This window comes from Dactylosporangium sp. NPDC048998 (assembly GCF_043197855.1).
In the GTDB taxonomy this organism is placed as follows: Bacteria; Actinomycetota; Actinomycetes; order Mycobacteriales; family Micromonosporaceae; genus Dactylosporangium.
Genome location: NZ_JBICTV010000020.1, coordinates 1 through 24,110, shown reverse-complemented (window position 1 = coordinate 24,110; position 24,110 = coordinate 1). Strand labels below are relative to the sequence as shown.

General features: G+C 70.8%; 19 protein-coding genes. 2 read left to right on the top strand and 17 right to left on the bottom strand.

Translation table 11 applies throughout. From position 1 onward, the window contains the following. Window positions 1-2: 2 nt before the first annotated feature. Window positions 3-1,262, bottom strand: a complete 1,260-nt coding sequence (locus tag ACGFI8_RS32690) for a hypothetical protein (RefSeq protein WP_392810670.1) — start codon at window positions 1,260-1,262, stop codon at window positions 3-5. Next, a complete protein-coding gene (locus ACGFI8_RS32685; protein WP_392810669.1) occupies window positions 1,259-2,605 on the bottom strand; it encodes a type VII secretion protein EccE in 1,347 nt (448 codons plus the stop codon). Before ACGFI8_RS32685 ends, ACGFI8_RS32690 begins: the two co-directional genes overlap by 4 nt. A 206-nt stretch (window positions 2,606-2,811) precedes the next feature. Between ACGFI8_RS32685 and ACGFI8_RS32680 the strand changes: the two genes are divergently transcribed. Beyond that, window positions 2,812-3,489: a hypothetical protein gene (locus tag ACGFI8_RS32680; protein ID WP_392810668.1), complete on the top strand. Its 678-nt coding sequence runs from the start codon at window positions 2,812-2,814 to the stop codon at window positions 3,487-3,489. 142 nt (window positions 3,490-3,631) lie between these two features. After that, window positions 3,632-4,366, top strand: coding sequence for a maleylpyruvate isomerase N-terminal domain-containing protein (locus tag ACGFI8_RS32675; protein WP_392810776.1), 735 nt, complete (start codon window positions 3,632-3,634; stop codon window positions 4,364-4,366). A 97-nt stretch (window positions 4,367-4,463) separates the two neighbouring features. Here ACGFI8_RS32675 and ACGFI8_RS32670 read toward each other — a convergent pair whose 3' ends face one another. The 15 genes from ACGFI8_RS32670 to ACGFI8_RS32600 all read right to left on the bottom strand — a co-directional run bounded on the left by ACGFI8_RS32670 (window position 4,464) and on the right by ACGFI8_RS32600 (window position 23,757). Further along, window positions 4,464-5,219, bottom strand: coding sequence for a phosphatase PAP2 family protein (locus ACGFI8_RS32670; protein WP_392810667.1), 756 nt, complete (start codon window positions 5,217-5,219; stop codon window positions 4,464-4,466). A 185-nt stretch (window positions 5,220-5,404) separates the two neighbouring features. Beyond that, window positions 5,405-6,430: a sensor histidine kinase gene (locus ACGFI8_RS32665; protein WP_392810666.1), complete on the bottom strand. Its 1,026-nt coding sequence runs from the start codon at window positions 6,428-6,430 to the stop codon at window positions 5,405-5,407. A 121-nt stretch (window positions 6,431-6,551) separates the two neighbouring features. Further along, window positions 6,552-7,220: a response regulator gene (locus ACGFI8_RS32660; RefSeq protein WP_392810665.1), complete on the bottom strand. Its 669-nt coding sequence runs from the start codon at window positions 7,218-7,220 to the stop codon at window positions 6,552-6,554. Between the two features lie 51 nt (window positions 7,221-7,271). Further along, window positions 7,272-8,060, bottom strand: coding sequence for an MMPL family transporter (locus ACGFI8_RS32655; protein ID WP_392810664.1), 789 nt, complete (start codon window positions 8,058-8,060; stop codon window positions 7,272-7,274). 552 nt (window positions 8,061-8,612) lie between these two features. Next, window positions 8,613-10,259, bottom strand: a complete 1,647-nt coding sequence (locus tag ACGFI8_RS32650; protein WP_392810663.1) for a glycosyltransferase family 2 protein — start codon at window positions 10,257-10,259, stop codon at window positions 8,613-8,615. A gap of 89 nt (window positions 10,260-10,348) precedes the next feature. After that, window positions 10,349-11,812, bottom strand: coding sequence for a glycosyltransferase family 39 protein (locus tag ACGFI8_RS32645; RefSeq protein ID WP_392810662.1), 1,464 nt, complete (start codon window positions 11,810-11,812; stop codon window positions 10,349-10,351). A gap of 44 nt (window positions 11,813-11,856) precedes the next feature. Then, on the bottom strand, window positions 11,857-13,287 hold the full coding sequence (locus ACGFI8_RS32640) for a glycosyltransferase family 4 protein (RefSeq protein WP_392810661.1): 1,431 nt from the start codon (window positions 13,285-13,287) through the stop codon (window positions 11,857-11,859). Further along, the gene (locus ACGFI8_RS32635; RefSeq protein WP_392810660.1) at window positions 13,287-14,219 is read right to left on the bottom strand and encodes a dolichyl-phosphate beta-glucosyltransferase; all 933 of its coding nucleotides are present in this window, start codon (window positions 14,217-14,219) and stop codon (window positions 13,287-13,289) included. The genes ACGFI8_RS32640 and ACGFI8_RS32635 overlap by 1 nt, the downstream gene beginning before the upstream one ends. A 146-nt stretch (window positions 14,220-14,365) precedes the next feature. Next, window positions 14,366-15,727 (bottom strand): carbohydrate-binding domain-containing protein, encoded by a 1,362-nt coding sequence (locus ACGFI8_RS32630; protein WP_392810659.1) that lies wholly within the window; start codon window positions 15,725-15,727, stop codon window positions 14,366-14,368. 11 nt (window positions 15,728-15,738) lie between these two features. Further along, a complete protein-coding gene (locus ACGFI8_RS32625; protein WP_392810658.1) occupies window positions 15,739-17,223 on the bottom strand; it encodes a polysaccharide biosynthesis C-terminal domain-containing protein in 1,485 nt (494 codons plus the stop codon). Then, window positions 17,216-18,172 carry a polysaccharide deacetylase family protein gene (locus ACGFI8_RS32620; RefSeq protein ID WP_392810657.1) on the bottom strand — a complete coding sequence of 319 codons (957 nt, stop codon included), beginning with the start codon at window positions 18,170-18,172 and terminating at the stop codon, window positions 17,216-17,218. Before ACGFI8_RS32620 ends, ACGFI8_RS32625 begins: the two co-directional genes overlap by 8 nt. Next, entirely contained in the window at window positions 18,157-19,080 is a 924-nt protein-coding gene (locus ACGFI8_RS32615; protein ID WP_392810656.1) for a glycosyltransferase, read from the bottom strand. The genes ACGFI8_RS32620 and ACGFI8_RS32615 overlap by 16 nt, the downstream gene beginning before the upstream one ends. Further along, window positions 19,077-20,393 carry a hypothetical protein gene (locus ACGFI8_RS32610; RefSeq protein WP_392810655.1) on the bottom strand — a complete coding sequence of 439 codons (1,317 nt, stop codon included), beginning with the start codon at window positions 20,391-20,393 and terminating at the stop codon, window positions 19,077-19,079. Before ACGFI8_RS32610 ends, ACGFI8_RS32615 begins: the two co-directional genes overlap by 4 nt. A 193-nt stretch (window positions 20,394-20,586) precedes the next feature. Beyond that, window positions 20,587-22,470 (bottom strand): DUF4118 domain-containing protein, encoded by a 1,884-nt coding sequence (locus tag ACGFI8_RS32605; RefSeq protein ID WP_392810654.1) that lies wholly within the window; start codon window positions 22,468-22,470, stop codon window positions 20,587-20,589. Window positions 22,471-22,773: 303 nt separating this feature from the next. Further along, on the bottom strand, window positions 22,774-23,757 hold the full coding sequence (locus ACGFI8_RS32600; protein WP_392810653.1) for a LysM peptidoglycan-binding domain-containing protein: 984 nt from the start codon (window positions 23,755-23,757) through the stop codon (window positions 22,774-22,776). Between the last annotated feature and the right edge of the window lie 353 nt (window positions 23,758-24,110).

The following is a 24,110-nucleotide window of genomic DNA, read 5'->3' as shown; positions in this document are numbered from 1 at the left end:
GCTCAGCGCTGGGGAGCGCCGAGGAGGTAGCGTTCGCCAGCGGTCTGGTGCAGCCACACGTAGCGGTACTCGCCGTCGCCGACCAGCGTGAGCATCTCCGGCTCCAGCTGCTGGACCAGCCGGGTGTTCATCGGGCTCATCCGCAGGACGTGCGCGGCCCACTGGGCCTCGCCCGGCTCGAGTCGCTGAAACATCACCAGGTCGGCGGACTTGAGCGCCTCCACCGCCTGGTAGTCGAGGCGGTGTACCACGGTGATCCGGGCCTGCCAGGCGGACAGCGTCGCGGTGGTACCGCCCGGCGGGGTGTCCCGGACCACGAGCACCGGCCGGTGCGCGGTCGCCGGCGGCAGCCGGTCGAGCTCCACCGTGGCGTGCTGCACGCGGCTGTTCTGGCCGACCCCGTGCGCGCCGAGCCCGTCCCAGGCGGAGGGCTGGCCGGTGACGGCGTACACCTGCGCGCCCAGGGCGAGGGCCCGGAACGCCAGCACCCGGGCCGCCCAGACCCCGCCGACCAGCACGACGCTGGTCGGCTTGCGGTGGAACAGCCGGATCGACACCGGCTGCCGGTTGCGGTCGGCGCCCACCAGGAGGCCGGCGCCGGGCGAGCCGGCGGAGAGCTGTTCGAGGGCAGCGGCGTTGACCACGTGGGCGCCGATGTGCAGCCCAGCCAGCCGCTGAACGCGCGGCTGCCCGGCCACGTCGCCGCGCCGGTACACCGTGCCCGGGGGCGGCGGGGCGCTCGGCGTCGTCGCGACACCGCCGGTGGGGCGGGCCAGGGTGACCCCGGCCGACCAGGCCTGGCCGGCGGCGGCGCCCTGGGCGACGGCGCCCGCGTGGGTCTCGGCGCGCCCGGCGCCCTGGACCGTGGCCGTCGCGGCCGGCCCGTACGCCGTGCTCACCGGCGCGGCCTGGACGCCCGGCTGCGCCGAGACCGGCGCGGCCTGCGGCCCGGGTGCGGGGGCCGCCGCCGCGGGGCCGGCCGCCGGGCTCGCCGGCGCGGCCTGCGGATAGGCGGCCGGGTTCGTCAGCGCGGCGTGCGGATACCAGGCCGGGTTCGCCGGCGCGGCCTGCGGGTAGGCGGCCGTCGCGGGCGGGCCGTAGTAGCCCTGCACGCCGGGCTGGGCCGCCGGGGCTCCGCGGGACAGCACGTGCGGCGCCGACGGCGGATGCTGCCATCCCTGGGCCGGCTGGGTCGGCTGGGCCGCCTGGGCCGGTGGTGCGCCCTCGTTCGGCGTGGGCTGCTCGTACGGTGGCTGGCTCACCAGCGTCCCCCTCCGGTCGGGGCCGTCGCGTAGACCGCCGGGGCGTGCTCGCCATCGAGGCGGCGCAGTTGCGCGCCGCCGTCCTCGGCCCAGCGCATGACCAGGGCGTGGACCTCCCCGATCCGCGGGGCCGGCGCCGTTACCCGGGCCAGGCACCGCAGCCCGACCTCGTCCAGCGGCGGTTCCGGGACGTCCTCGGTCGGGTCGGCGGCCGGCACCGCGACGATCGTGGCGAGGGTGGTCTGCGTGGCCGGAATCGTCGAGAACCCGCGCACCAGCGCCGGCACCCGTGCGGGCTCCGGCCACTCGCTGATCCAGTAGGTGACGTGCGTCAGCTGTCCGCCGGACCAGCCGTCCCACTCCTCCCGCGGTGCGTCCGGGCCGCCCTCCAGGCCGCAGCCCTGGTGCAGCGCGGCGACCAGCCCCGGCCGGTCGAGCGGCGTGGCCGCGAACCCGGCCCGCTCCAGTGTGCGCACGGCTCGGCGCAGGAGGGCGGCGACCACGACGGGCGCCTCGTCGGTCACGTCGCGGGCCGCGCCCGCGACCGCGAGCAGTTGCGCCTCCAGCCGTACGACCAGCCACGACGCCCGGTTCACCGGCTTCGGCCCGGCCCCGACCTGGGCGATCAGCTCCTGGTACGAGCGGTTGGCCTGGGTCCCGGCCTGGGGCGAGGCCGACAGTGCGGGCGTCACCTGCGTGACGACCTGCAGCAGCACGCCGGCCTGGCCGGTGGCGGCGAGCGTGCGGGCGAGCATCGCCAGCGGCACCCCGGCGCCGGGAACGTCGGCCGTGACCAGGGCGGTGTCGAGCTCGGCGACCGCATACCAGCCGGCCGCGTCGCGGGCGACCGCGATCACGCCGGCCCGACCAGGGCCGTCCGATTCGGCCGCGTCGCGGGTGAGCATGCCGATGTCGGCCGTCTCCTGGCTGTCGAGCTCCGGGTGCGAGCGGCCGAGCTCGGTGACGGTCAGCCCGGGCGCGAGCAGCCGCAGCCCGGCGAGGTCGTCGTCCGCCCCACCGGCCGGCGGGGTCGCGGCCTGGCGGCGCCGGAACACCCGGGCGATCGCCCACTGCTCCAGCCACCAGCGACCGTCGCGCCGGGCGAGGGTGGCGACACCCAGCAGCGCGGCGACCGCCCCGGCCACCGCGACGACCACCACATCCTTGCCGAGCAGCATGAGCACGCCGACGACCAGCGCCTCGACCACCAGCAGCTGCAGGATGTGCACCCGCCCGAGCTGTCCGGCGCGCTTGGCGGGCCGGATCTCCGGTGTGCCCGGGGGTGGCTGGGGCGTCGCCGCGACCCTCGCCACGGCCCGTGCCCCGCCCGCCGTCTCCCTCACGAAGGTCCCCTCGCCGCGTCGTCCAGTTGCCATACCGGTCACCCAGGTCTGCCTAGACATCATAGGGACGCGGCTCTCCGCGCCGGGGGCCCCGCTCCGGCGGGATGAACCCGACCGCCAGCGGCATTCAGCGACGCAGATCACTGTGACGCTCATCATATTGACGCGTCCGGCCTGGATACGGCCGCCGTGATATGAACTGCATCGTGGCCGAAGCCGAGGTGGTCGAAGACGACGACGAGCCGGTGCCACCTGCCGGGCGGTCCTTTCCCATCCTGGCCGTGGCCGGCGCCGTCGCCGGCGTGGTGCTGGTGGTCGCCGCCATCTACATCGGCCTGCAGCTGCGCGCCGGCAACGAGGCGGAGGCCCAGCGCGCCGCCGAGGACACCCCGCCGCGCCCGAGCCGCTCGGCCTGCCTGGCGTTGTACGCCAACGGCTGCGACCCGGCCCACCGGCTGCCGGTCGGCCTGGACCAGTGGCTGGCCGGGCAGGGTCTGTCCATGTTGGACGACGAGGTCGAGGCGGCCGGCACCCACCACGTCAACGTCGCCCTCGACGCCAACGCCGGCGCCCGGTTCGCCGTCGAGCACGCCCAGCAGCTGGTGTACAAGATCACCTGCGAGGTCAACTCGACCGGCACGACGCCGATGACGGCCGACGAGCTCGCCTTCCTGGCCCGGTGTGGCCGCGCCGCCGTGCCCCTGAACGACCCGTCGGGCGATCGCGCGGCCCAGTGGCTGGCGACCAACGTCCACCCGGCACCCGGCGGCCACCTGGCCCGCTACCAGTGCGGCGGAGTCGGCTTCTGGCTGCGGATCAGCGCGCTCCAGTCGTCCCTGGAGATCTCCGTGCCGGCGGACCGGAACTACTGCGGCGAGGCGTGAGAGCCGGCCAGGTCAGCGTCGACGGCCGCAACGCCGACATCGACGAGGACCTGGCCCGGCGCCTGACCGAAGTCGATCCGCCATAGGGCGTCCGTTCGGGCGACAACCAGGGCGGTCCTCGCCGTCGCACCATCTCGCAGTGATGCGGTTCGCCGTCGGCTTCTGGGTGGTGTCCGCTGATACCTTGACCGGCGTGACGTTGACCCGTGCGCTGGACGCCTTTCGTCTTGAAGCCCGGGAGCTTTCTCGGACGGTAGTGGGTTTGTCCGAGGACGAGTGGGATCTTCCGACGAGGTGTGAGCCCTGGTCGGTCCGGGAGTTGTTGGGGCATGTGCGGGTGGTGATCGCCTGGCTGCCGGGCATGCTGGCCGCTGCCGAGCCGGGCAGGGCCGAGGTGTCCGCGGTCGAGTACTACCGGCCGGACGACCGTTTCGCCCCGCGGACCAACGCGGCCCGGATCGGCTTGGCGCAGGACTACGCGGCCGGGCAGGGCAGCGGTGCCGCACTCGCCGAGGATTTCACCGCGACGTGGCAGCTGGTGGACCGGCTGTGCCGCGCCGAGCGCGAGGACCGGGTTGTGCGTACTCGTCACGGGGACGCGATGCTCTTGTCGCAGTTCCTGGTCACCCGGGTGGTCGAGATCGCGGTCCACGGCCTGGACGTGGCGGACGCGCTGGGACGTTTGCCCTGGCTGACCCGGCAGGCCGGAGATGTCGTGATGGAGTTGCTGCTCGGCCCAGGCTGGATGCACGCGGTCCGCGAGCTGGGCTGGGACCGGCCGGGATTCCTGCGGAGGGCCACCGGGCGGCAGCCGCTCGAGCCCGCAGACGTCGCGCGGGTTGAACGGCTCGGCATCCGGTGGCTCACGCTGGGCTGAGAGCGAGCCGGCCAGCGACGCGGAGCCGGACGGCGAGAGTGCCTGGCGAATCGGCGGTTCCGTGCGGATGGATCAGGTTCACCAGGACGCTGGACCATCAGCCGCTGATCCGCGACAGGTACGACCCGAGGCGGCTCCGGACGGATACCGCCCCGATGGAGACCGCGAGCAGCACGCCACTGCCGACGACATCGAGAACGTAGTGGTTGCCCGTGGTGAGCACCACCGAGGTCATGACGAACGGGAACACCCACGACAGCAGGGCCGCCCGGGGGTGCGCGGCCCGCAGCGCCGACCACACCGCGTACGCGCACCACAACGACCACCCCACGTGCATGCTCGGCATGGCCGAGAAGTGGTTCTGCCCGTTGTCGAGGTCCCGTGAGGCATGGCTGCCCCAGAGGTCATGTTCAGCGACGATGTCGACGATCCCCGGCAGGGCGAACCGCGGTGGCGCCATCGGCACCGCCCAGAACACTGGCAGCACGAGGAGGGCCATCGCGACCAGCGTGCGACGGACCCGCAGGTAGACCTCGGCGTGGCGGATGAAGACCCACAGCAGCACCCCGAGGAGTGCCGCGTAGTACAGGCGGTAGTAGTACACCGCAGGCTGGATCAGGGCCGGATGCCCGGCGAGCCATGCGTTCGCCGTCCGCTCGGTATCGATGTGGAGGGCGCGTTCCACCGACTGCAGCACCCGGGCGTTGGCGCTGGCTGCGGTGGCGCTCTTGCCGGCGGCGGCGTGGAAGTACGCGAAGACCAGACTTCCGAGCAGGAGGATGATCACTTCGACCAGCACGGCGGGGCGCCCGCGCGCGCCCCGAACCAGTGCGCTCAATCGGGCCCGGCTCACCGCGTCACCGTAGTCCTGATCCGCGACCGCGACGGCAAGTACCCGGCCCTGTATCGGCGCGTGGGCCCGCGGGTGTCCCGCGGGCCCACGTCACATCGGTCAAAGCAAGGCATAAATGTATCGGTTTTCCGGCAACGAGCGGCCGGCCGCGCTTTGCCCGCGATCTCATTGACATCGATGCGGGGTCAGCGGCGTGGCGGGGGTTCGGATGTGACGGTGAGTGGCAGGCCGGCGTGGACGACGAACGCGCCGGCCTGGAGGCCTGCGATGAACCGGCCGCCCGCGGATTCGGCGCGTTCGCGCATGCCGATCAGCCCGTGGCCGGTGCCGGGACCGCGCCGGCCCGGCTCAGCCGGGTTGGTGAGGGTGATGTCGAGCGTGTACTCGGTGTAGGTGAGGTCCAGCTCGACCCGCGGGCCGATGCCGTGTTTGCTGGCGTTGGTCAGGGCTTCCTGCACGATGCGGTAGGCGGCGAGGTCCGCCGTGCCGGTCAGTGGTCGTGCCGTGCCCCGCCGCGTGAGCCGGACGTCGAGGCCGGCCCGGCGGAACGACTCGAGCAACCCGTCGAGGTCGGTGAAGGACGGTGCGGGCTGGAGGCTCTCCGGTTCGTCGTCGGCGCGCAGCAGGCCGACGGTGGCGCGCAGCTCGTCGAGCGCGGCCCGGCTGGTCTCCTTGATGCCGGCCAGTGCCTGGTAGGCCCGGCCGGGATCGGTGCGCAGCAGATGATGCGCGACGCCGGCCTGGGCGTTGACGAGGGTGATGTGGTGGGTGACCACGTCGTGGAGGTCGCGGGCGATGCGGACGCGTTCCTCACGAACCCGCCGGCGGGCCTCCCCCTCGCGGGTGCGCTCGGCCTCCGCCGCACGCCGCCGCTCCTGGCGCAACAGGGCTCGCTGGTTGCGTACCGAGTCGCCGACCGCGACGGCGGCGGCGACGTAGTTGACCGGCACGGCGTTGCGGATGTCGAGGAAGTGACCCGGCAACCACCGCATCGAGCTGGCCGTGAGCAGCACCGCGGCGACGGCGCCCAGGGTGGCGGCGGTTCGCCGGTCGGTCGCCTCGGCCACCGTGTAGAGCGCGACGACGGTGGCGGTGTCCACCACGACCTGGTGCGGGGCCAGCATCGGCAGGGCGGCGCCGCACAGCGTGGTCACGACGGCGACGGTCCGCGGATACCGCCGGCGCAGCAGCAACGCTCCCGCACCGATCACGACCAGGGCGACCTGCTGGACGGTCGGCTTGTGCAGGCCCGGGCCCTAGCCGTACGCGATCTGGGCCATGCTGATCAGGACGACGAGCAGCGACAGCCCGCCGGCGCGCAGCCCACGCACGTCAGCGCCGTCCGGGCGTCACGAGGCCCGTCTCGTAGGCGAACACCACGAGCTGGGCGCGGTCGCGGGCGCCGACCTTCATCATGGCCCGGTTGACGTGGGTCTTGGCGGTAGCGGCGCTGATGGACAGCCGGCGCCCGATGTCCTCGTTCGACAGCCCGGCGGCCACCAGCGCGGTGGTCTCCCGCTCCCGGGCGGTGAGCTCGGCGGGCGCAGTGCCGGCCGCGACGACCGGGTCCGGCACGGCGAGGTACCGCTCGATCAGCGCGGTGGTCGCCGCCGGCGACAGCAGGGATTCACCGGCGGCGACGGTACGGATCGCCTGGAGCAGGTCGGCGGGGTCGACGCCCTTGCCGAGGAAACCGCTGGCCCCGGCCCGCAGCGCGGCCAGGACGTGCTCGTCGGTCTCGAAGGTGGTCAGGATGAGCACCCGGGTGCCGCCCAGACTCGGCGCCGCCGCGATACGACGGGTGGCGTCGATCCCGTCGCCGCCCGGCATCCGGATGTCCATCACCACCACGTCGGGGCCGGTCCGCAGGGCCTTGGTGACGGCCTCGTCGCCGGTCGACGCCTCGGCCATCACCTCAATGTCCGGGTCGGCGTCGAGCAGGAGGCGGAAGGTGGCACGCAGTAACGCCTGGTCGTCGGCGAGCAGTACGCGGATGGTCACAGGATCAGCCTTCGGTCATGCTGCGGGTTCAGATTTTCATCATGCGCCGGTTCAGGGGACCGGGATGCGAACGCGCTCGGCCGGGGCCGCCGGCGCCGGGTCCGTGGGGCCTTCCACGGCGAGGTGCGGAGTGATCCGCCGGGCCCAGCGCGGGTACCACCAGTTGGCTGCGCCCAGCATGTTCATCAGCGCGGGGACGAGGGTCATGCGGACCACGACGGCGTCGACGAGGACCGCCACGGCCAGGCCGATGCCGATGGCCGAGACGATGCGTTGCCCGCCGAAGGCGAAGGACGCGAAGACCCCGAGCATGATGAGCGCGGCGGTGGCGATGACCCGGCCCGTCTCGGCGACGCCGACCTGTACCGCCCGCCGGTTGTCCTTGGTGTGGGCCCACTCCTCGTGAATCCGGCTGACCAGGAAGACCTGGTAGTCCATCGACAGGCCGAACACGATGCCGACGATCATCACCGGGACGATGTACGTGATCGGGGCACCACCGCCGACCCGCATCAGCTCGCTGCCCCAGCCGAGCTGGAAGACGGCGGTGATGGCGCCGAGGCCGACCAGGATGCTGGCGACGTTGCTCAGCGCGCCGACCAGCGGCACGAGGAAGCTGCGGAAGGCGATGGCCAGCAGCAGGAAGCCGAGGACGGCGATGATGCCGAGGTAGAGCGGCAGCCGGCCCAGCAGCGCATCGGCGAGGTCCTGGCTGGTGGCGGCCTTGCCGCCGACGTAGGCGCGCAGGCTCGTCCCGGACTCCGCGGTGGGGATGACCTCGCCCCGCAGGTGCTTGATGAGGTTCCCGGTGGCCTCGGCCTGAGCGCTGCTCTTCGGCATGATCGTGACCATCCGGACGGTGCCGTCCGCCGACGTGCGGGCCGGGGGTCACGGCCGCGACGTCGCTCACCGACGCCAGCTTGCCGGTCAGGGCGGCGAACGCCTGCCGGGACGGCGCGTCCGGCGTGCTGGCCGCGATGAGGATCGGATTGTCGAACCCGCCGCCGAACGCGGCCGAGGTCATGGCGTAGTACCGGTGCGATCGGGATGCCACGGGGTCGCTGCTGGCGTCGGCGTCACCGACGCGGATCTTCATGACCGGGCCGGCCAGCATCACCACCACCACCACCAGGGCAAGGGGGGCCATCAGCCAGGACCTGGCCTGCACGATCCGGGCCCACATGCCGGTGAACCCGCGAGCCCTACCGGCGCCGGCCGGGGCTTCGACGATGCCCTGGGCAAGTTGGGCGCGCTGCCGCTTCGACAGGACCTTCGGCCCGAGGCTGCCGAGCAGGGCCGGCAGCAGGGTCAGCGCCGCGAAGACGGTACACGCGACGGTGACGGCGGCGGCCTCGCCGCCCTACCGCAACCGCGGTACGCCGCCCCCGGCGGTCAGGCGCTGATGTTCGTCTCGCTCGTTGTCGCCGTGCCGTCGCCCGACGGGACCAGTACGTCCGGCGGCACACGGGGTTTGGTGATCCCCTCAACGGCGCGGCCGGCCACCGGCGACCGCCCGGACGATGCCGGGGCCTCGGCGGGCGCCGGCTGCGGGGCAGGAACGCCGGGGCGCTCGCGAGCCGTCTGGACCGGGGCAGCCCTCCGCCGCGGCAACCGCAGCGCGGGCGCGGCGCCTCGCAACAGGATGGCGGAATGTACCGCCGCGAAGGCGACGGCGTTCAGGATCCCCGGCGTCGGATCGTGCAGCAGTCCCCACACGGACACGGCGATGAGCACGCCGGTCGCGACGAGCGAGGGCGCGACGGCGGCAGGGTGCCACCCGGCGCTTCCCTGCTTGGGCGTCACGACGAACCTCGCCGGTCGCCGCAGCAGCGCGCGAACCGTGCAGACGATCCCTATCCAGAAGCTCGTCGCCGCCAGGGCGAACGCGCTGAAGGTGTATGTGCCGAACCCCGCTGCCGCAACGCTGGCGATGGAGAGCAGAAAGTACGGCGCGAAGTGGAGGAGGAAGTCGGCCGCGCTCGCGGACGCCAACGGCTGCCAGCCGAACGCGATCCGCGCCAACGGCATCAGCATGTACACGAGGAGGGTCCAGCCGTACAGGAAGTACGAGGCGGACAGCAGGTACTGCAGCCGCAGTCGCAGCGGCAGCCGCGAGCGCAGCACGAGCGGAATCGCCGAGATGCAGCCGCGGGACCAGCGCAGCTGCTGGCTCACATACGACGACATGTCCTCCGGCCCCAGGCCCTGGGCCAGCACTTCGGGCACGTACACCGACTTCCAGCCGTCCGCGTGCAGCCGCACGGAGAGCTCGAAGTCCTCGGTGACCGTGTCCTCGGGAAAGCCGCCCGCCGACTCAAGTGCGGCGCGACGGAAGACGATGTTGGTGCCGCAGCAGAACATCGAGTCGAGCCCGGCCTTGCCGTTGGCGATACTGCCGAAGAACAGCGCCTGCTGCGACCATGCCGCCCGCGCCACCTCGTTGTCGGCCGCGTTCGCGTAGTACTGCGGTGATTGCACGAACGCGACGTCGCGTCTCTTGAAATGTCCGACGGTCGCTTCGAGGAACCGCGGGCCGGGCACGTGGTCGCAGTCGAGGACCGCCACCATCGGCGAATGTGTGCGCTTCAGGGCGTCGTTGATGTTGCCGGCCTTGGCGCCCCGGTTCGACTTCCGCCGCAGGTACCTTGCCCCGTGTCGTTCCGCGAGGGTCCGCACCTCCGGGTTGTTCCCGTCGTCCAGGATCGCCACGTGTGGGCATGCCCCCTTGAGCCGGACCGCGGCCTCCACCACGGGCTCGATGATCTCCACGGGTTCGTTGTAGACGGGGATCAGCACGTCGACGTTCACGTTCGCGGTCCGGCGCATCTTCGGCGCGGTCCGGCGCATCTTCGGCCGCGGTGACGTCCGATTGTGCGCGCAGGTCCACCAGAACCCGAGCGCCTGCACGAGGTTGAACGTCTCGGCCAGTACCAGCACCCAGTACAGGACCGGATCGCCCACCCGGCCGGGCTGCAGCAACCATCCGAAGTACCAGACGGATGCCGCCAGGCTCAGCATGACGAGCAGCCGAAACGCCATCGCTTCACGCCGGCTGGCGCGTCTGGGCTGCCACCGCGGCGCGGTGGTTCTCGGGTCGGCTCGCTCGTCGGCTCTCGGCTCGGTCGTGGTCATTGCAGGATCCAGATCGTCACGTTCTCCCGGTGCTCCAGCCGCCGCACCGTCCGCCCTTCGGTGTCCAGCTGTGCCAGCGCCTGGCCCACCAGGCTCGCGTTGTCCGGGTTGTCCAGATAACTGGCCATGAGAAATGTCCGGCCACCATGCTGCGCCGGCAGTGGGACGCCGCCCCTGACCGGCACGGCGGTGACGGCGGGGTGGTAATAGCGCACCAGTACTTCGAGATACCCGGGGGCGAACAGGATGACGTCACCGGCGCGGGCTTCCTCATTCACCAGACGAAAGGCTCCGCTGTAGTCGTAGAGCCTCGGATTGGACGGGTCGAATTGCTGGTCCCCGAGGCCGACGACCATGCTCAGCGCGATCGCGGCGATCGCCGTTGCCCTCGCCTTGGCAGTTCGCAGCCAGCTGGTCGCCGCGCGGGCGGTGAGGATGAGCAGTGGCGGCAGCACCGAGATGAAGTACCGGAGCTCGAAGAAGGTCCGCTGCTTCGAACCGAGCAGGTAGGCGAGGGCGAAGGGAACGACGACGAGCGACACCAGCAAAGCTGTGGAGCGGGAGCGTCCCCTGCCGAGGAGCAGCAGGATGACGAGCATGCCGACCGGCCACAGCGCGACCAACTGCTCCATCGCGGCGTCGGAGTGGTACCCCCACATCGCCCAGACGAGGTTTGCCATGATCACGTACAGGGAGACGAAGTGCTGACTGTCGCCGCCGGACGGGGCGTTGCTCGCGGACGCGCCGTCGCTGGACCCGATGAAGTTCCCGACCTGCTCCGCCGCGTACGGCATCAACGGCAGCAGCAGGGCGAGCGTCACCGCGGTCGCCGGCAACCACCCGGCGAGCAGTCTGCGGGCCGTCCGGTCTCGCTTGAGCCGGCGGCGGATCACGATGGCGGCGAACACCATGTGTTGTGCGCACAACTGCAGGATCGAGAAGTAGTGGGTGTAGACGAGGCCGGCGGAGGCGACCGCGAACAGGCCCCAGTCCGGCCACCGCCCACGCCGGAGCGCCCGTGCCTGTCCGAGCACGGCGAGGAGCGACCAGAAGATGTAGAACGCGTACATCCGCGCTTCCGCGGAGTACCAGACGGCGATGGGAGACACCGCGGTGAGCAGTGCCGCCGCAACACCCGCGCGCCGGTCGTAGAGCTCACGGGCGACCAGGTACACCAACGGGATGGAGAGGATGCCGACGATCAGTGAAGGGACGCGGACCGCGAGCGGACCTTCCCCGAACACGCGGATGTCCAGCCACAGCACGCTCCCCCACAGCGGCGGATGGACGTCGGCCGAGCGCAGGTCGTGCAGCATCGTGAGATATGGCAGGCGTGCCTGTCCGATGCTGATCGCCTCGTCGAGCCAGACGCTGCGGAGCGGAACCAGGCGCAGCAGCGCCCCGACCGCGACGATGACGGCCAGGTCCACCGGTACACGCAGCGATCGGGGTTCGTCCACGGGCTCGGGGGCTATCGGTGGCGCGTCCAGTGTCGTGCTGTTTTTCACGCGTACTCCAGCAGGTCGTGCGTCCGGCCGACCCGGAGGCGGACGCGGACCTGGTCGCTGGGCTGCACCCCGGCGCGTTGCAACACGGTGAGCACGTCGATCTCGTCGGCGCCGTGAATGAGCCCGACGATCTTGTCGCCGCGCGCCGACCAGGTGTCGGTGTGCCGGCACCGCTTGCGCAGGTGGTCGGCGTCGGGCAGTGCCGCTCCGGTCAGCTCGACGACCGTCACGACGTCACCCGCTCCCCGGTGGTCGGGCCCGCGGAGTGCGAGCTGGGCAGCTTCCGCCTCCAGCACGAGCCGGATCCGCTCGGCGGTCCGCTCCCAGGTGAACTGCGCTGACCAGGCCCAGGCCCGCGATGCCCACGCTCTGGCTTCCGAGGAGTCACCGAGGCGCTCGATGAGGTCGACGATCGCGGCGGCGAGCTCCGATTCCTCGTCGATCAGCACGCCGGTCCGGCCGTCGCGCACCGCGTCCTGCACCCCGGACACCCGCAACGCCACCGCCGGCACGCCGAGCGCGGCCGCCTCCAGGATGCTCAGTCCCCATCCTTCGCCGGTGGACGCGCTGACGGTGATCCACGCGGTCTGCAGAATCGCTGTCCGCTCGGCGTCGGTGACGCGTCCGTGGACCACGACGGATGCTTCGAGCGCGAGCCGCTTGATGTGCGCGCGAATGGCGTCAACCTCGGGGCCGTCGCCGACCAGGTGCAGTTCCAGGTCGGCGACCACGGTCCTGGCCTTGGCGACCGCTTCGAGGACCAGGTCCATCCGTTTGTGCGGCACGAGGCGAGTGACGCAGACGATGCGCGGCCGGGCCGCCCGGCGTTCGACGTCCGGCACGTCGGGGCGGTCCATCCCGCACGGGACGACGAAGACGTTTCCCTTGAGGCGGAGTTCCCGCCGAATCGCGTTGCGGGAGGAGGGCGAGACGGTCACGATCGCGCGGCGACCGTAGATCAGTCCCGTGGCGGTCTTCTCCAGCCAGCGGCCGATCCATCGCATCGGCCAGCCGAAGTACTCCGCGAACTGTCGCTGGTGGACGTGATGGATCAGGAGAAGCACCGGGAGTCGCCGCCCCACGACAAGTGGGGAAAAGAACGGAATCCCATTCTGGGAATCGAGGACGCCGTCGATGTGTTTGCGGTGCCGCCAGAGCCAGATCAGCACCGCGAGGTAGACCGTGAACGTTCCTCCCATGCGGAGGATGCGGAAGCCTTGTCGCTCCTCGACGGCAGGGTGACCGGACACCCGGGCGGTCAGGTATGTGACCGCCACGCCCTGCCGCACAAGGTGCGCGGCGACCTGTTCGCAATACAGTTCGGCGCCACCGGCGCGCGGGTGGCTCCTGTCCCGCCAATTGAGCACAGCGACGTGCCGAACCTCCACCGCGTTTCCCCCGAACCAGTTTCTGTGAGCGGACGGCATCATGTCTCGGCGAGCAACCGCTCGCGGTCCCGGGCCTGAGCCTGGGCGATGATTGCGGGTCGCAGCGCCAGCGGGTCGCCGGGGCCCGTGCCCAGCAGGCGGAGACTGATCAGTTCCAGATAGGCCCAAGCCCCGTCCCTGAGCAGACGCAACGTCGAGCCTCCGCGCTCCGTCCAGTCAACCGGCAGCTCGGTGATCGGAATGTTCGACCGGTGTGCGAGGGCGAGCAATTCGAGGTCGAACGCAAACCCCGACAGGCGCGATTGCGTGAAGAGTTGCCGGGCGAGCGTCGCTTCGAAGAACTTGAAGCCGCATTGCGTGTCGGACAGGTCGCCGACCATGCCCCGGCTCAGCGACCGGAATCCGAGGCTGCCCAGGCGCCGGATCAGGGGCTGGCGGACGAGGAGCCGGCCGCCGCTGCAGTACCGGGAGCCGACGACGATGCGGTGACCGGCGGAAAGGAGTTCGGCGACGCGCGGGATCAGGTCGGCCGGCGTCGACGAGTCGGCGTCGCAGAACCCGACCCACCGCGCTCGCGAGGTCAGGATTCCGCGCCGGACGGCGGCCCCCTTGCCCTGGCGGGAGCAACCGATCACTCGGACGCGCAGACCGCTGCAGGCGTGGTCGGCGACGTCCGCGGTCCGATCCGTGCTGCCGTTGTCGACGACCACGATGCCGACGCTCCACGGGAGCCGGGCCGTCTGGTTCGCCACGTCCTGCAGCGTCGCGCCGATGCGGGCCTCCTCGTTGTACGCCGGGATGATCACCTCGAGATCCACGGAGGGTCGCGCGACGTCGGCGATGAGCGATCTGCCGACGTCGCCGGCCTCAAGAGAAGGTCCAGAACTGTCCTGACTTCGTCGTTGTTGCAGGCGCAATTTCACAACCTCACCTAAGTGAACGGAAGTTGAAAGATGATTGGCCGCTGTCACCAACCGAAGAAAAGGCGAATCCCAACTACAGGCTCGTCGCGCAACCTGACATCCGAGCAGGTCAACGCGGCCGTGCAGTGGCCTTTGTCCCCGAGCCTAGCAGCCCCCTATACCCGCGTGCGGAAGACTCGGGAAGAAGCCGGGGTCTAGCGGGGAAGGCCGGCTGTCGGAATGTACAGCGACGGGGGAAGCGATGCCGAGTACCTGCCGATAAGGGCGGCCGACGCCTCGCGGACCGGACCGGGATCGTCGAGATAGTGATCCGGCATGAAGTTCCATGCGAAGAGCCCGTGGTTCGTCAACTCATGCATCGACGAATCCGTCAACATCGCGTTGGCGAACTTGTCGAACGCTTGCACTTGACATGCCGGGCTGCCCCACAGCTTGAAATGTGAAATCATGACCGGTTTGCCATATGAGCCCAACTGCCGCACGGAAGTGCGGATCTGGGCGACCAGTGCGCTCTGCCCATCCTGCTCGTAGTCGCAGGCGTGCATCTGCTGGACCGCGGTGAAGTCACTCGCGGCGATCGCGTCGGACCAGAACGACAGATCACGGTCGCCCCAACTGCCCCACAGGTAGCCGCCGAAGCCGAGTGCGACACGTGCGCCGGCGTATTCGGCGCGGATGGCCGCCGCCGCCTTGAGGTATGCCGCCTTCAGGCGGCCGGGGTACCCGGGGTCGGACGAGTAGGTCTCCCACTCGGTGAACAGGACGACGTAGAGCGGGCCGTAGTGCGGCCCGCTGCCTTTCAACGCCGCGGTGACGGCCTTGATGTCGCGTTGAAACTGTGCACTTACCGCGTACTCCGGGTGGTCCGCGAGCCACACCACCAGCTCGACCGCCTTGCCTGACCCATAGAGATCGGAGATCGTCGACGGCCGGGCGTAGCCGCTGATCCACTCCAGATCGTCGGGGCCGTTGTACCAGGTCGTGACCATGTTCATGCCGGCATCGCGGTAGACCGGGGCCTCGACGGCGTCCGCGATCCCCGGACCAAGGCCCCAGAGCACACGGGACTGCGGTCGTGGCGGCGAGGTTGGGCTCGACGCGTCGAAGACGGCGCGGTCAAGATGGAGGTTGCGGTCGCACGCGTCGGTGACGAAGTCGTTCGTAAAGCTCAAGGACAGCGTGTGCACACCCGCTCCCCAGGAACCGGCGATGGAGTAGTCGGCCCAGGCGGACGCACGCACCTGGACCGTTTCGACCACACGGCCGTCCACCTGTACGCGCATGGCCGGAGCGCCGGAGCACTGCTCGCCGCGAGCGCGTACGACGAGACGGGTCCCCGCCGGCACGGTGAATTCCGTCATCGCGGTCGCGTCCGTCCACATCTGCAGGGCCCTTCCGCCGGAGGCTGCGGGATCGTGGTAGGTGCGGGCCGCGCCGGACGTCACCCGCATCGACTCCGCCTCGACAACCACAGCGGCCAGACGAGGGTGCAGGAACAGGACGTAGCCCAGCAGCACGATCACGACCGACGCGCACGGAATCAACCGCATGGCCATGACGCCCCTGCTCATGCCTGGGCGGCCCGTCGCTTCGGTCGCAGCTGCCGCAGGACTGCCGACACGCGCGTCACGTCCTCGTCCCGCACGAGCCGAGCCCGGACGGCGGTGACCGCGTAGAGGGCCAGACCGACCGCGATCACCGCCAAGGCGGGCAGCTCCGGCACGACATTGGCCGCCGCGAGCAGCACGACCAGCGGCGCGAGGGCCAGCGGGTAGCGCATGGCAACCTTCCGGCTCGGCCAGGACGCACCGTACTGGCTGGCGAAGAGGTGGCCGAGCAGTACCGCCCCGGTCCAACTCCCGACCGCGAAGGCGGCGGCGGCACCCGTCGTTCCCCACCGGGGCACGGCGACGACGAGGGCGACCACCTCCACCGTCAGCGCGATGGGGACCCGCCGCGCCAGCGACGCTGTCAGGCCACGTGCGTACAGCGTCTTGAGCAGCATGTCGGCGGTCAGCAGGCCCAGGGTGCCGACGGCAAGGATGCGCAGGAGATCGGCGGCGCGTTCGTACGGCGCGGGGAAGAACAACGCCAGCGCGGTCCCTGGGGCGACCAGCAGGATCAGCTGCAAGGGCACCAGCGCGAGCGGCACCCATCGGTATGCGGCGAGAAACCAGGATCTCACCGCGGCCGCGGTCTCCGCCTTCGCGATGGAGGGGAAGATGGCGCTGCTGAGGGCCTCGGCCACGAAGTACGGCGCCCGTGCGAGTACCGCTGCCGCTTGGTAGACCGCGATGTCGCCCGCGCTCAATCCGTGCCGCTGGCCGATGAGGCTCAGGGCAACGACATCGGTCGTCATGATCAGGCTGACCGCGGAGGTGGCGATGGCCATCGACAGCGCTCGCGAGGTGGTGGCGCGCCAGGCCATCGGGCCGCGTCGGGGCAGCCGGTCCCGAAGGGCCCACGCGCCGACAGCGGTCGCCGTGATCGCGCCGGCCAGGAAGCCGGCGGCGGCTCCGCCGGCCCGTACCCGCACCAGGCTCACGAGGATCAGCGTCAACGCGACCTTCACGCCGATGCCCGTCGTCTGCATGAGGCTCAGGCCGTCGAAGCGCCGCTCTCCGTGCAACGCTCCCTGCAGGGTCGTGCTCACCGAGGTCATCGCGATCGTCGCCGCTATCACCGCGACCGTTGCGACGGAGACGCCAGGCACCACGCCGCGAGTGATCTGCGCACCCACGAAGACCAGGGCGAGCACGGCGCCGAAGCCGAGATTGCCGACCAGGGCGGCCCGGTACGCCGCGTCGACGCCGAGCCGGGCCTCCGCCTGCGCGATGATGCCCGTGAGTGCCCAGGGGAAACCGGCGGACAGCAGTGCCGAGCAGAGGAACAGCAGGTTCTGCAGCACGCTGACGGAACCGAACTGCGACGGCGTCAGCATCCAGGCCAGGACGACGCCAAGGCTGTAGTTGAGGACGGCGCCGACCCCGAACCGGAGTACGAGAACGACGCCGCTGGCCGCGGCCGAGCGTTGCCGGGTCAGACTAAGCACGCCGCCGGGCCAATCCTTCGCGGGCCAGCACCCAGCGGGCGCGGCCGCTGGCGGCGATGTATGCGACGGTCCGGTCAAGCACGTCGATACGGTTCGACGTGCCGATGATCCAGTCGTGGAAGTTGAGGTTGAAGTGCTCCTCGGCCTCGTCGAAGAGACGGCAGAGGCTGTTCACCATATGGTCGACCTGGCTCTGCGGCGACGGCTGCGCGGGGTCGATGCGAGCGCTCAGGAAGTCGACGTCCAGGGGCGACAGTACGGGAAACTCGGTCAGGTGCCTGCGCCGGAACGGAGCCGGCCGCCGCACGAGCCAGACGAGGTTGGCGACGCGGCTCGCGGGACGCCTTGTCTGATCGCGCCAGACGAGGTCCAGGTTGAGCAGGACCAGTCCGATCCGGCGCAGCAGCCGGACCCGGTCGAGACCGAGGCGGCCGATGAGCTTGCCGGCCAGGCCGATGACGTCGCCGCGGCCGGTGACGTGGGGCGACGTGGCCTCGTCGACGAAGCGGATCTCCCGGTTGGAGGCCCAGGCGTAGCCGCGGCGCTCGAAGATGTCGTACGTCGCGGCGTCGAAGAATCTCGGCGCGCCGAGGTGTGGCGAGCGGAAGCCGACCGGACGGGTGCCGGTGAGCTCGACGATCTTGGCCTCCACCCGCGCCAGGTCGGCCTCGAACTGCCGGTTGTCAGCGGCGGTCATGTGCGCCGGGTTGGTGTGGTCGTACCCGTGGATGGCGATCTCGTGGCCGGCGCGCGCGATGCGCGTGATCAGTTCCGGCCGGTCCTCCACGATCTTGCCCGTAGTGTTGAACACCGCGCTGGCGCCGTGGCGTTCGAGCACGCCGAGCACGGCGGTCGTCGCGGAGGCCAGGTCGTAGGGCATCGCGGCGGGCATGCCCCAGGTGCTCTCGTAATCGAAGAAGATGGTTGTGTTGACTACTCGGTGCTGCATGACGCGATACCAAGCTCTTTGGTCGACGTGGCGACGTCCCAGGTGACGTCGGGCTTGCTGGCGACGCGCAGCCGGGTGCAGACGGTCAGGACGACGTATCCGGTGAGCGCGAGCGGTCGTCTGCGCAGCTGCGCCAGGAAGGCGCGGACGAGGACGCCGCGGGGGACGCGGTAGGACTCGAGGATGCTGAGGTCCGCGAGCACCCGGGCCAACTCGGCGCTCGAATGCCGGAAGCGCTCCGACTGGCGCAGGTGGTCGCGAACGGTGGCGGGGACCCGGAAACGCACCCGGACCCCGCGATCGTACTGCGGCTCGTAGCCGAGCTGACGGGCACGGAAGTAGACGTAGGCGTCGTTGGCGACGACCGACGCCGGCAGCTCGAGCCGGCGGGCGAACCCCTGCCCGAGGACCAGGCACGCCCCCCGGAACGCCAGGTAGTTCGAGCCACCGTCCCAGAGCGCGGCGGCGCGCTCGACCGCTGACGAGCCGGCAACCACGCACTTCTCGACAAGGGTGCGGCCAGGAAGTGGCACGGCGTTGACGGCCATCACCCCGAACTCCGACCGGAAACCTTGGACGGCGCGCGGGACGAAGTCCGGCACGCCGACCGACACGTCGGCGTCGAGGAGGATGAGGATGTCGCCGTCGAAGCCCGACAGGAGCTGGTTCATCCGCGTCGTCTTGCCGAGCCGCTCCCGCGAGCCGCGAAGCTTGACGCGGGGGTCGGCAACACCGCTCACGATGGCCGCCGTGTCGTCGGACGAGCCGTCGGAGGCGACGACGATCTCGACGAGCTCGTAGCCGATCTCGTCCTGCGCGAGGAGGTCGCGCAGGAGGCGGCCGATGTTGGCCGCCTCGTTGTACGCGGGGATGCCGATGGAGACCCGCGGGGCCTGGAGCGAGGTCACCGGCCACCGCCCGCACGCGATCGGAACCCGTTCCCGGTCTGCGTGCGTCCGGTCCGGCGCAGCCGCACGCGGCGGTAGGCCTGGCGGAGCACCGAGGCGAGCGCCTGCCCGCCGAAGCGGAGCACCATCGCGAGCACCGGCAGCGGATCCGTCCCGCTCGCCTCCAGCCAGGCGCCATGGCTGCGCACGCCTGGCGCCTGCGACCGCGGAGCCGCCGGCAGCCGGGCCAGCCGGTGGAGGACTCTGGCCGGCACGTAGAGGTTCTCGACGATCAGCCGCCGCGAGTAGTCCTGAGCACCCGCCGGCACGGTGCGGCCCGTCATCGCCAGGTGCAGGGCGCGCACCACGTCGACGCCGTCCTCCGTCTGGCCGAACCTGAACTGCGCGCCGACGCGGGGATTGAAGTCCACCAGCTTGAAGCGGCCGTCGCGCCGGTCGTACCTCCAGTCGAGATCGTTGACCCCTCGGTAGCCGATCTCCTTGCAGAACCTGGCCGTCAGATCGCTCAGTGCCGGGTTGTGGGCCGCCCGCGCGTCGGCGGTGCACCCGCGTCCCGGTGGCCACGCGTACGCCTTCCGCCCGACGAAGCTCAATGCCGCCGACGAGCCCTCGTCGCAGTAGGCGTGCACGAACCAGTCTTCGGCGTGCTCGTGCGGGATGTACTCCTGCAGCAGCACGCCCGAGAGGTCGTCGAGGCCCGCGAAACGGTCCAGCAGTTCACGTCCGCTCGATACGAGGGTCGTCGTCGGTACCGCCGGCGCCCGCAGCCGCGTCCACGGCGCCACGTTCTTGGCGACCACCGGGAAGGTGAGCTCGCCTGCGAGCGCCAGCAGATCCTCACGGCTGGAAGGGAAGACGGTGCGCGGCGTCGGGACGTCGTGGGCCGTGCACAGTTCGTACAGTCCACGCTTGCTCGCCAGTCGCCTCGGCAGGCTCGGCGTCACCCCCGGCAGCAGGAAGTGCTCCGCGAGCACGGCGGCGTGCTCGGCCAAGAGCACCGCGGCTTCGTCGTCGGTGGCCACCGCAACGGCGGGTCGTCCCAGCTTGCGGCCGATGGCGCACAGGTTCTCGACCAGCAGCCCGGTGTCGTGCCACTCGCTGCCTGACCACACGAAGCGGCCGGCGACGTGGCGCGAGAGCGCGATCGGGGTGAGCCGGTCCTCGGTGATCGCGTACACCGGGACGCCGAGCCGGCCCAGGGAGCGGACCACACCGAGGGTGCCGGCGTGCACCGGGTATCGGCCGATCCTGACCAGCAGTGCTGGTACCGAGGTGTCGAGCCGCACGGCCGGCATGCGGTTCCTGTCAGCCATCATCACGGTCCTTGGGCATGCCCTTGTCACTTCCGGTGGTCCGGTCTCTTCCCGTGGTGGTGCACGGCGGAGCGCCATGTGGCGCCTCCGTCGCGGCGGAGCACCATCTGCCCACCGTGGGGCTGGCAAACCTCCATGAGGAGTGTGAGAAGACGGCAAGTAGCCATCACCCTGCGCCGTGGCGTCGCGAACGTCACGCTCCGCCGAATGACCAGTCGGCCTCCGCACCCTGCCGGTCCTGACCGCCCACAGGCAGTTTCACGCTGAGGGACGTGCCGCGACCGGCCGGACTGGTCAGCGACAGCGTGCCGCCGAGCGCCTCGATGCGGTCGCGCACGCCGGCCAGGCCGGAGCCCTGACGCGGATCCACGCCACCGGCGCCGTCGTCGTGAACGGTCACGCTGAGGATCTCGCCCCGCGCTTCTGCGCCCGTCGCTGATTCATCGGCAACGATGTCGAGCTCCACGTCGATCGCCGAGGCGTCGGCGTGCGTGGCCGAGTTGGCGAGCGCCTCTGAGACCACGTAGTAGGCGGCGACCTCGACATGACCGGGCAGGCGACGCTTCGGCCCGCAGTGCACCGCCACCGGGACCGGGCAGCGGCGGGCGAGCGCCTTGACCGCGGAACCCAGCCCGCCCTGGGCGAGGATCGACGGATGTATGCCACGGACGATCCGCTGGAGGTCCTCGAAGGCGCCGGACAGCCCTGCGGCGGTGTCCGACAGCCGGGACCGCAGCTCGCCGAACTCCTGGGGGACCACCGCCTCGGCAGCGCGCAGCTCGAGCCCGAGCGAGATGAGCCGCTGCTGCACGCAGTCGTGGAGGTCGCGTTCGATGCCGCGGCGGGCCTCATCCGCGGCGAAGACGAGCCGGGCACGTGACGCGGTGAGCTCCGCACGGCTCTCGGTGTTGGCGATCGCGGTCGCGACGAGTTCGGTGAACTGGGCGAGCTCGTGCTCGGCGCCGGGTGGCGATGGGCCGGCCCGGCCCCAGTGGGCGACGAGGACGCCCCAGACCCGGCCGTCGACGATGATCGGCGCGCCGACGGAGGCGTGGAAGCCCTCGGCGCGGGCGAGGTCGGCGAGCGGTCCGCTGCCGCCCTCGTACGAATCCATGCGAGCCGGACGGGAGTCGCGCAGCACCAGCTCCGTGACGCCGCCGGAGGGGTCGAGCCGTTTGCCCAGCATCGGCTCGGCTCCTGGCTTCTTGCTGTACTCGGCGACGACGGTCACCGTGCTGGGACCCTCCCGGCGCATCATCCGCGTGGCGTCCGCCTTGAACAGCTCGGCCGCCTCGGCGGCGACCGCGGCGGCGAGCTCGGCGGGAGCGACGCCGTGGGCCACGAGCTCCGCCACCCGCCGCAGCGCCGCCTGTTGCGTGAGGAGCGCCTGCTGCCCGGCCCGGCTCGCCTGCAGCGCACTGCCGGCCCGCAACACCGTCGTCAGCCCGGGCACCACCCCGTCCCGCAGGCGCCGCATGACACGGTCCGGCAGATCCGCGGGCACGACGAGCACGCCGGGGCGCAGCGGCAGCTGGATCCGGCCCTCGCGTGGTGGGACCGCGCCGAGCTCGATCGCCGCGTACGGCAGCTGCATGGCATGCGCGATCCGGTCGGAGGCTTCGGGAAGTACCGCTCGCACGTCGTCGGCGCCGAGGATGAGCCGGGTCAGCTCGGCGACCGCGTCGGTCTCCTTGCGCCGTTCGATGGCCTCGAGCGTCCGAGCGCGGGCCAGTTGCGCTATCGAACTGGCGACCCCGGCGACCATGAGGAACACCGAAAGCCCAAGCCAGTCCCGCCAGTCCTCCGCATCGAAGCCCCCGACCGGCGGGGTGTAGAAGTAGTCGAACGCGAGCACGCTGACGATCGACGTCGCCACGCCCAGCCACCAACCCCACACCGTGGAGACGACGAGCACACCGACCAGGTAGACGATGGCCAGGGCCTCTACGGGAGCGACCTGCCGGAGCGGGTAGACCAGCAGGGTCTCAACGACGATGAACCCGGCGCCGACTGTGATCCCAACAGCGAGTGGTGGCGGACTGGGCCGCGTCAGCCACGCCGCCAGGCGTCCTCGCATCATCAATCCTCTTCTCGAGCGCCTCGGTTCCGCCGTGTCGGGGTAGGCGAAACCGGCGGAACCGGTCGAGGGGAGGCAACGACTCGATTTTAGGGCGGCGGGCACCGAGCGCCGGACTCGTGGCGGTCCGGGCGCCGCGGACCACCCCCTGATTCACCCGGTCGCCGCTGCGAGGCGGGCCGTCGTCGGTATGACCACTCGTAAACTCAGCGTCCCCCCGCCTGGCCAAGGATGGTTGGCCAGGCGGGGGACGCTGGGTGAAGGCGGGGTTCCTACCGGCTCGGTGGACACCCCGTGTGCCCATCAGAGGGAGAGTTGCTGACCGGGGTGGATCAGGTTCGGGTCGGCACCCAGGACGTCGCGGTTGCGTTCGTACAGCGACTGCCAACCACCGGGGACGTGCTCGCGTTCGGCGATCGACGTCAGGGTGTCGCCGGCCCGCACCACGTAGGTGCGACCGTCGGTTTTGGGCGTATCCTGCTGCGTCGGACCACCACCGCCATTACCACCGCCACCGCTATCACCATCGCCACCGTTGACGCTGGCGGCAAACGAGGTGATGGCCAGGCCGGTGCCGCCCTGCCAAGGCTCGAACCCGGCCTGGATGCTGGTCAGGTACCACGAGTCGGTGACGCCGCCGCGGGTCTTCGTGTCATTGATGAAGTCCAGAATGCTGAAGTTCCAGCTCTTGATCGGCGACGGCGCGACGTAGGAGACGACGTCGTTGGCTCCGTTGTTGCCGGTCCAGACCTCCCACGTACGGCCGCCGATGGTCGCGGACGCGGCCTTGGAGCCGACCGGCTGGATCTGACCCTGCCGGTTGAACCAGATCATGAGTTCCTGCTTGTTGACCCCGTCCGTCTTCGGCGTCGGGTCCAGCCAGATGTCGTATGCGGCGTCGTAGGTGCCGCTGTCTGGGTACGAAAAGCTGATGTCGCTGGCTACATTTTTGATCTTGCTGATCTGCATGGGGAGATTGGTACCGGGGGAGCAAGCGGTGTAGTGGCAGCCGTAGTAGATCGCCGGGTACGAAGCCGGTGCGCCATTCGTGGCATTGCTGTGGTCCGCCGTGACCGCGAATCCGCCGCTCGTCACGTCGATGCACTGGGGGATGTCCGCGCCCCACTCGTTGTTCATGACGATGTAGCGGTTCCCGATGGTCGATGAGCCGTACTTGTCGCAGATCTTGGTGTCGGCGTGTGCGGTGCCACCGGTGGCAGTGACGGAGACGACCGAGGCCGCGAGCAGCAGGCCAGCAGCCCCTAGGGCTCGGAGTGGACGTGTCATGGTGCTCCTTGCGTGGGGGTTCGCTCAACTGGGAGCGCTTCCGGTCACAAGAAGTTATGGCTGTTCAGAGCGCTGCGGCACGGCCCGAAAGGAAGATCTAAGGTGCAGAAAAGGACAATATGAGTTTTTACTTCCTTCTATTAGCATTGCCGTGAATAAGTGCGGTTTTCGATGCATTCGCGATTCTTACGCTCGGTTGTGGATCATGCGCCAACGGTCATCGCTGGGGGTCAGTTGCGCGCGTGGGGGTGGGGTGGGGTGGGGCGGCCCCCGCCACACCCCCCCCCCCGCGGGGGGCTAACCGGATGGCGAGATCAACCGGCAACTTCGGGCCCCCGGGGTGGGGGCCCCCC

What these genes read in the sequence shown, in the direction of transcription:
- ACGFI8_RS32650 (WP_392810663.1), bottom strand. Translation starts at nt 10,259, where the DNA reads ATGGCGTTTCGGCTGCTCGTCATGCTGAGCCTGGCGGCATCCGTCTGG.
- ACGFI8_RS32640 (WP_392810661.1), bottom strand. Translation starts at nt 13,287, where the DNA reads ATGCCGTCCGCTCACAGAAACTGGTTCGGGGGAAACGCGGTGGAGGTT.
- ACGFI8_RS32620 (WP_392810657.1), bottom strand. Translation starts at nt 18,172, where the DNA reads ATGCAGCACCGAGTAGTCAACACAACCATCTTCTTCGATTACGAGAGC.
- ACGFI8_RS32655 (WP_392810664.1), bottom strand. Translation starts at nt 8,060, where the DNA reads ATGCCGAAGAGCAGCGCTCAGGCCGAGGCCACCGGGAACCTCATCAAG.
- ACGFI8_RS32675 (WP_392810776.1), top strand. Translation starts at nt 3,632, where the DNA reads ATGCGGTTCGCCGTCGGCTTCTGGGTGGTGTCCGCTGATACCTTGACC.
- ACGFI8_RS32630 (WP_392810659.1), bottom strand. Translation starts at nt 15,727, where the DNA reads ATGGCCATGCGGTTGATTCCGTGCGCGTCGGTCGTGATCGTGCTGCTG.
- ACGFI8_RS32605 (WP_392810654.1), bottom strand. Translation starts at nt 22,470, where the DNA reads ATGCGAGGACGCCTGGCGGCGTGGCTGACGCGGCCCAGTCCGCCACCA.
- ACGFI8_RS32610 (WP_392810655.1), bottom strand. Translation starts at nt 20,393, where the DNA reads ATGGCTGACAGGAACCGCATGCCGGCCGTGCGGCTCGACACCTCGGTA.
- ACGFI8_RS32600 (WP_392810653.1), bottom strand. Translation starts at nt 23,757, where the DNA reads ATGACACGTCCACTCCGAGCCCTAGGGGCTGCTGGCCTGCTGCTCGCG.